Annotated in this window: 6 protein-coding genes; 5 read left to right on the forward strand and 1 reads right to left on the reverse strand. The window is 72.5% G+C overall.

Annotation, left to right across the window (positions count from 1 at the left end):
- Positions 1-6 precede the first annotated feature (6 nt).
- Complete coding sequence (locus LJ221_RS05285) at positions 7-672, reverse strand: TNT domain-containing protein (protein WP_241714210.1); 666 nt, start codon at positions 670-672, stop codon at positions 7-9.
- 689 nt (positions 673-1361) lie between these two features.
- On the opposite strand from LJ221_RS05285, the gene LJ221_RS05290 reads away from it, so the two are divergent.
- The 5 genes from LJ221_RS05290 to LJ221_RS05310 all read left to right on the forward strand — a co-directional run bounded on the left by LJ221_RS05290 (position 1362) and on the right by LJ221_RS05310 (position 6122).
- Positions 1362-2000 (forward strand): urease subunit gamma, encoded by a 639-nt coding sequence (locus tag LJ221_RS05290; RefSeq protein WP_241714173.1) that lies wholly within the window; start codon positions 1362-1364, stop codon positions 1998-2000.
- Complete coding sequence (locus LJ221_RS05295) at positions 1993-3813, forward strand: urease subunit alpha (RefSeq protein WP_241714175.1); 1821 nt, start codon at positions 1993-1995, stop codon at positions 3811-3813. Before LJ221_RS05290 ends, LJ221_RS05295 begins: the two co-directional genes overlap by 8 nt.
- A 62-nt stretch (positions 3814-3875) precedes the next feature.
- A complete protein-coding gene (locus LJ221_RS05300; RefSeq protein ID WP_241714177.1) occupies positions 3876-4550 on the forward strand; it encodes an urease accessory protein UreF in 675 nt (224 codons plus the stop codon).
- Between the two features lie 43 nt (positions 4551-4593).
- Complete coding sequence (gene ureG / locus LJ221_RS05305) at positions 4594-5304, forward strand: urease accessory protein UreG (protein ID WP_241714179.1); 711 nt, start codon at positions 4594-4596, stop codon at positions 5302-5304.
- Positions 5301-6122: an urease accessory protein UreD gene (locus LJ221_RS05310; RefSeq protein WP_241714181.1), complete on the forward strand. Its 822-nt coding sequence runs from the start codon at positions 5301-5303 to the stop codon at positions 6120-6122. The genes ureG and LJ221_RS05310 overlap by 4 nt, the downstream gene beginning before the upstream one ends.
- The last annotated feature ends 103 nt before the right edge of the window (positions 6123-6225 follow it).

The following is a 6225-nucleotide window of genomic DNA, read 5'->3' on the forward strand; positions in this document are numbered from 1 at the left end:
CGCTCCTCAGCTTGTGGTGGGCGTGAGATAGCCGTTGTCCAGCAGCCACTTGACGTTCAGCAACCGGCCTTCGCCCGGATCGTGCAGGGCCGGGTCGAGTTTGATCTGCTGTCCGCCACCGGGCTGCTCGAACCAGGGTGCGACGCTCCCCTGCCAGACGGGGAAGGACCGCTTGACGGTGTAGTGGTGGTAGTCGCAGGGGTGGGCGGCGTCGCGGGTGTTGAGGTTCTGCGGGGGCAGGGCTCGCTTGGCGTACGGGTCGCCGGCCGGGGCGAGGTAGGAGCCGTACTCGGAGCCGAAGCGGTCCAGATCCTCGCCGGGCTCCAGAATCTCGACATGCTTGTCGATCTCGCCGTTGACCTCGGCGAAGCCGTCGTTGGGCGGATACTTCCAGCCCGCCGGACCGTCGGGGCCCTCGTCCTTCCAGTACTTGGCCAGAAACGCCTCCGGGGACAGGCCGCCGGTGCGCTGGTAGCCCTTGAGCAGCGGACCGGCGGGTGACTCCCAGGGACGGGGCAGGTGCTCGGGGCCCAGGCGGGGGTCGCCCTGGTGGGCGCCGGTGCAGGGAGCCGGTCGCACGGTGGGGGTCTCGTCGGCCGGCGAGGCGGCGGCCGGAGCCGGGGCGAGCAGAGCGGTCAGGGCCAGTGCCATGGCGGCCAGGGCGGCGCGCATACGGTCTCTCACGGTGTGCTGCTCCCAAGTGGGCGGGGTCTCTTCCGGTCCACCGGAAACGTAACCAATTGAACACCCTGGGCAACAGGGCGCGATCGTCCGGTACTTCGTTCGGCGGAACGCCGGCCCTCGCGTCTCAGGTGGCGGGAGGGCGGCCGGGCCGGTGGTGCGTCCGCGACCAGTGGCTTGTCACGCGACTTTGGCCAGGCCAGACGGTCAGGGACATCACCGTGCTGATGCGGGCCGGCGAGGACAACGTCCGCCGGCGCGACACCCGCGCCGAACCGAAGATCGCGTTCGCACCCGACTCGCCGATCCGCACACGGACCGATGCCCCGGCCAAGGCCGCGTGGCAAGCCGCTAGCAGATGCGCGCATCGGCGTGGTGCCGAACGACGGATCTTCACTCGCCTGGGCGGATCAACACGACCTGCTCGTTTGCCGCCGCCCGCCGGAGCACAGTCTCCGTTCGGCGGCGCCCGTGACCGGGGAGCCGGCGGCACGCGGTGCCGCGCGCGGAGACGAGGGGAGACCACTGTTCATGGGTGTGTGGAGCGTCCGGGAGGGCGGGGGCGGAGGCGGAGCAGTTGATTCCGCTTACAGTGCGGCATCGCGGACCGCGGAGAGGACCACGGTGGCGGAGTACGGAACGAAGAACCGGATCGTCCGCCGGTCCGGGAACGAGCCCGCATGCATCTGACTCCGCACGAACAGGAGCGGCTGCTGATCCATGTGGCGGCGGATGTGGCGCAGCGGCGGCGTGAGCGCGGCATCAGGCTGAACTACCCCGAAGCGGTCGCGCTGTTGACTGTGCACGTCTTCGAGGAGGCGCGGGCCGGCCGTACGGTCAGCGAGGTGATGGCGTCGGGCCGCAGGGTGCTGGGCCGCGGGGAACTGATGGAAGGCGTCCCGGAGATGATCGCCAACGTCCAGGTGGAGGCGACCTTCCCGGACGGCACGAAGCTGGTGACCATCCACGACCCCGTCCCGGAGACGGACGAGGATGTGCTGGTGCACCCGGGCAAGGTGGAACACCCCGAAGGCGCCGAGCCGATCGCGTTCAACGAGGGGCGCGAAGTGACGGTGGTGGAGGTGCACAACCCCGCCGACCGGCCCGTCCAGGTCGGTTCCCACTACCACTTCGCCGAGGCCAACCCGGGTCTGGACTTCGACCGAGAGGCCGCCCGCGGAAAGCGCCTGAACATCCCGGCCGGCACCTCCGAGCGGTTCGAACCGGGCGACCGGCGTGAGGTGGAGCTGGTGCCGATCGCGGGCGAGCGTGTCGTGCTGGGGCTGCGCAAGGAGAACGGAGGCTCCCTCGATGACTGATCCGCTCACCCGCGCCCAGTACGACGACCTGTTCGGCCCGACCACCGGAGACCGGATCCGGCTGGCCGACACCGCCCTGACCATCGAGATCACCGAGGACTGGGCCGGCGGCCCGGGCCGCAGCGGGGACGAGGTGGTCTTCGGCGGCGGCAAGGTGATCCGTGAGTCGATGGGCCAGTCCGCCCTGCCGCGCGAGCCGGAGGGGGACGAAGGCCGCAGGCCCCCGGACACCGTGATCACCGGAGCGGTGGTACTGGACCACTGGGGGGTGGTCAAGGCCGACATCGCCATCCGCGACGGCCGGATCACCGCGCTGGGCAAGGCGTACAACCCCGAGACGATGGACCCGCTGCACACGGCCCGCCCGACGGTCGTGGGCCGCCCGCAGCCCACGGACTTCCCCATCGGCCCGGAGACCGAGGTCATCGCCGGCAACGGCCGCATCCTGACCGCCGGCGGCGTGGACACCCATGTGCACTTCATCTGTCCCGAGCAGGTCGGCGAGGCGCTGGCCGCGGGCGTGACCACGCTCATCGGCGGCGGTACGGGGCCGGCCGAGGGCAGCACGGCCACCACCGTCACCCCCGGCTCGTGGCACGTCTCCCGGCTCTTCGAGGCCCTGGACGCCTTCCCGGTCAACATCGGCCTGCTCGGCAGGGGCAGCACCATGTCCCGCAAGTCGCTCCAGGACCAGGTCACCGCCGGAATTCTGGGGTTCAAGATCCATGAGGACTGGGGCGCGACCCCCGCGGTGATCGATCTGTGCCTGCGGGTGTGCGAGGAGACCGGCGTCCAGCTCGCCCTGCACGCCGACTCCCTCAACGAGGCCGGCTTCGTCGGCGACACCCTGGAGGCGATCGGCGGCCGACCGCTGCACGTCTTCCACGTCGAGGGTGCCGGCGGCGGTCACGCCCCGGACATGATCACCATGGTCGGAGAGCCCCATGTGCTGCCGGCCTCGACCAATCCCACCCGCCCGCTGACGGTGAACACCGTCAAGGAGCACGTGGACATGATGATGGTCTGCCACCACCTCAACCCCGAGGTGCCGGCGGACCTGGCCTTCGCCGACTCCCGTATCCGGCCCTCCACCATGGCCGCGGAGGACCTGCTGCACGACCTGGGCGCGATCTCCATGATGTCCTCCGACGCCCAGGCCATGGGGCGCATCGGCGAGATGATCGTTCGGACCTGGCAGACCGCCCATGTGATGAAGGTCCGTTACGGCCACCTGGCGGAGGACAGGGCCGGTGGGGCGGACAACCACCGTGCCCGCCGCTACGTCGCCAAGTACACCGTCAACCCCGCGATCGCCCAGGGTATCGACGCCGAGGTCGGCTCCGTGGAGACCGGGAAGCTGGCCGACCTGGTGCTGTGGGAACCGAAGTTCTTCGGCGTCAAGCCCCATCTGGTCGTCAAGGGCGGGCAGATCGCCTACGCGCAGGTCGGGGACGCCAACGCCTCCATCCCCACCCCTCAGCCGGTCCTGCCCCGCCCGATGTGGGGCGCCCGGGGGCGCGCTCCCCTCGCCAACTCCTTCAACTTCGTCTCCCGCCAGGCTCTCGAGAGCGGACTCGCCGACCGTCTGGCGGTCGGCAAGCCACTGCGGGCCATCACAGACACCCGCACGGTCCGCAAGGAGGACATGCGGGAGAACAGCGCCACCCCGGACGTGACGATCGATCCCGACACCTTCGAGGTGGAGATCGGCGGAGCCCGGGTGACCGATGTCCGCGCGGAGGTGGCCGACCAGTCGGTTCCCATGCACTACGCCACCGAACTGCCCATGGCGCAGCGTTACTTCCTGTTCTGACCCCGACGTGGCCGGCCCGGCCGACGATCCGGACCGGCCAGGGAAAGGTGCATGCCCGCACGATGAGCCGCGCAGCCCTGCTCGTCCTGGCCGACGGCCGCTTCCCCGCCGGAGGGCACGCCCACTCCGGCGGGGTGGAGGCGGCCGTCGCCTCGGGGACCGTCCACGACACCGCCACTCTGCACGCCTTCTGCCGGGGACGGCTGCACACGGCCGGTCTGGTCGCGGCGGCGCTGGCCGCCACGGCCGCCGCCGGCCACGACCCGCTGGAGCTGGACGAGGCCGCCGACGCCCGCACCCCCACCCCCGCTCTCCGCGAGGTCGCGCGGAAGCTGGGGCGGCAGATGATGCGTGCCGCACGCGCCACCTGGCCCGCTCCCGAACTCGACCGCCTCGCCCGCCACCGGCCGCGCGGAGTCCACCACTCCGTCGTGCTGGGCGTGGCCGCCCGAGCGGCCGGGCTGACCTCCTCGGACGCGGCCCACGCCGCCGCCTACGACAGTGTCGGCGGCCCGGCCACCGCGGCGGTACGGCTGCTGAGCCTGAATCCCTACGACGCCACGGCTGTCCTCGCCCGCCTCGCCGACGACACCGACCGCATCGCCGACCGCGCGGCCCGGACCGCGGTCCGCGTCTCCGCGGAGGGCACCGGTGTGCTGCCCGCCGACTCCGCCCCGCTGCTGGACATCGCCGCCCAGGAGCACGCCGCCTGGCCGGTCCGCCTGTTCGCCTCCTGACCCGCAGCCCACCCACGTCCGCGACCACGTTTCGGAGACCGGAATGCACCTGGACCACAGCGACGGCCTCTCCCCGGCCTTTCCCCGGCGCCACACCCACAGCGCGGCCCGTCCCATCCGCCCCGACGGCACGCGCCGTGCCCTGCGCGTCGGGCTGGGCGGGCCGGTCGGTTCCGGCAAGACGGCCACAGTCGCCGCCCTGTGCCGAGTCCTGCGCGAGGATCTGTCCATCGCAGTGGTCACCAACGACATCTACACCCGCGAGGATGCCGAGTTCCTGCGCCGCGAGGCCGTCCTGCCCGCCGAGCGCATCACCGCGGTGGAGACGGGCGCCTGCCCCCACACCGCCATCCGCGACGACATCTCCGCCAACCTCGAAGCCGTGGAGCACCTGGAGGAGACCCTCGGCGGCCTCGATCTGATCCTGGTCGAGTCCGGTGGCGACAACCTGACGGCCACCTTCTCCCGCGGTCTGGCCGATGCCCAGATCTTCGTCATCGACGTCGCGGGCGGCGACGACATCCCCCGTAAGGGGGGCCCCGGCATCACCACGGCCGACCTGCTGGTCGTCAACAAGACCGACCTCGCCCCCCACGTCGGCTCCGATCTCGCCCGCATGGCCGCCGACGCCGAACTCCGGCGCGGCGGTCTCCCCGTCGCGTTCACCAGCCTGCGCGACGACGACGGCGTCCGGCCGGTGGCCGACTGGATCGGCACGCGTCTGGCCGCCTGGAACACCGGCGGCGCGGCATGACCACCGCTCCCGCCCCGGCCCCGCGGACACCGGCCGGCGAGACAGGCGGTGGTGTGCACGCGACCGCCCGCATCCGGGCCGTCTCGAACGGCCGCGCCACCACCCTCCCGCTCCTGCACGGCGACGGCCCCTTCCACCTGCGCCGCCTCCGGCCGCGGGGAGGCCGGGCCAGGGTGTGCGTGATCGGCGCCATGAGCGCACCCCTCGGCGGCGACCGTCTGAGCATCGATGTCACCGTCGGCGACCGCGCCGACCTGGAGATCACCACCGCCGCCGCCACCCTCGCCCTGCGCGGCGCGACCACCGCCCACGCCACCCACCACGCCGGCCTGCGCGTGGGAGATCACGCGAGCCTCCACTGGCTTCCCAGACCACTGATCAGCGCATGCGGCAGCAACCTGCGGCAGACCTGCACCGTGGACCTCGCCCCGACCGCACGCCTGCTCCTGCGCGAGGAACAGATCCTCGGCCGCGCCGCCGAGCCCCCCGGCGACCTGACCACCCGGCTGACCGTCCGACGCGACGGCCGTCCCCTGCTGGACCAGCACACCGGCGTCGGCACGGCCGCCCCCGGCTGGGACGGCCCCGCCGTCCTGGCCGGTCACCGCGCCACCGGCCAACTCCTCGTCGTCGACCCCCGTCTGGAAGACGTACCGGTCCAGCCGCACCTGTTCGGGAACGACCCGGCACAGGGCCGGGGCGTTCTGGTGCCGCTGGCCGGCGGTCCGGCCGTCCTGGTCACCGCTCTCGCCCCCACCACCGTGCACCTCCACCGCCTGCTCGGCCATGCCCGCTCCCTCCTCCCCCTTCTCCCGTGAGCCCCCGGGGAACGGAGTCGGCACGCACGGGAGCGGGATGCCCCGCGAGCACGTGAGGCCCCTCCCCGTGGGGGGGGGGGGGGGGGGGGGGGGGGGGGGGGGG

This window comes from Streptomyces sp. CNQ085 (assembly GCF_022614595.1).
Taxonomy (GTDB): domain Bacteria; phylum Actinomycetota; class Actinomycetes; order Streptomycetales; family Streptomycetaceae; genus Streptomyces.

Coding starts and splice junctions, on each gene's coding strand:
- LJ221_RS05300 (WP_241714177.1), top strand. CDS start 3,876: ATGAGCCGCGCAGCCCTGCTCGTCCTGGCCGACGGCCGCTTCCCCGCC.
- LJ221_RS05290 (WP_241714173.1), top strand. CDS start 1,362: ATGCATCTGACTCCGCACGAACAGGAGCGGCTGCTGATCCATGTGGCG.
- LJ221_RS05310 (WP_241714181.1), top strand. CDS start 5,301: ATGACCACCGCTCCCGCCCCGGCCCCGCGGACACCGGCCGGCGAGACA.
- LJ221_RS05295 (WP_241714175.1), top strand. CDS start 1,993: ATGACTGATCCGCTCACCCGCGCCCAGTACGACGACCTGTTCGGCCCG.
- ureG (WP_241714179.1), top strand. CDS start 4,594: ATGCACCTGGACCACAGCGACGGCCTCTCCCCGGCCTTTCCCCGGCGC.
- LJ221_RS05285 (WP_241714210.1), bottom strand. CDS start 672: ATGCGCGCCGCCCTGGCCGCCATGGCACTGGCCCTGACCGCTCTGCTC.